The sequence below is a fragment of the Frankia sp. CoWAU3 genome (assembly GCF_977971855.1).
The window spans coordinates 3,587-4,534 of sequence record NZ_CDWWXB010000011.1 but is presented as its reverse complement, the minus strand read 5'-3'; the positions used below and the strand labels follow the sequence as shown (position 1 = coordinate 4,534).

Below are 948 nucleotides of genomic sequence, written 5' to 3'. Positions count from 1 at the left end.
CGGGGCCGACGACGCCGATGACCTCCGGATTGTCGATCAGTTTCTGCGCGGCGGTTGGCCCCTGCTCGGCCATACCCTGATCGTCCGAGGCGACCAGGCGCAGCCTGAACGACAGATCCTTGCGCCGGTTCGCCAGCTCGACAGCGGTCAGCACCCCGTCGTAGGCGTTGATGCCGAGCTGCTGGTTGTCGCCGGAGAGCGGCCCCTGAAAGCCGATGGCGTATTCCTTTTTCCCGTCGTCACCGGACGAACCACCGCCGCAGCCGGCAAGGACGGCCGCGGCTGTCAGCACACCCACGGATCCGAGGGCCCCCCACCGCGTCACGCTCGGTCGGGGCACGCCCCCTCGCCGTCCAGGACCCGTCATGACACGCCCTCCCACAGCACATCGCTGCCGCTACCGACACCCTCGGCGTCAGAACCCGGTCCGCCACCGCATCATCGGCAACCGATCGACAGCGGATAGTGACGAAAACGTAACCTTCGGAGGAGCGGAAGGGAAGCGCAACGTGAGCGTGTCGTAACTTGAAGGGGGTTTCGCCGGTGAGTCCGAAAGCAAACGACCCGATCGGAGAAGCGAACGACCCGGCAGAACCCGCAACGGCCCGGTCGGAGGATGTCGGTTGCCGCAGCCGCCGCAGCCATTACGGCAGCCATTGCGGTAGCCGCCGACACGTCACCGCCGGTCGGTCAGTTCTCCGTCTTCAACGGGACGAATCTGCCGCCGAGTACCGTGTAGAGCACGACCGTGGGCGATCGGGTGTCCCCCCAGCGGTCGAAGGCGACGGAGCCGGTGATCCCCGCGAACGAGCCGCTTCCGATCGCCGTCACGAGGTCGTGTCTGGTGGCCGCGTCCACGGTCGTCCGGCCCGGCAGCACCGTGGCCGCTGCGCGGATGATCGCCCTGGCGGCGTCGTACGCATAGGCCGCGACCGCGGGGATGGCCTC

Annotated in this window: 2 pseudogenes; both read right to left on the bottom strand. The window is 68.1% G+C overall.

The annotated features are described in order from the left end of the window. Window positions 1-367 (bottom strand): annotated as a pseudogene (locus tag AC08ON_RS02460) (branched-chain amino acid ABC transporter substrate-binding protein); the annotation flags it as partial. A 323-nt stretch (window positions 368-690) separates the two neighbouring features. After that, window positions 691-948: pseudogene (locus AC08ON_RS02455) on the bottom strand (ABC transporter substrate-binding protein); the annotation flags it as partial.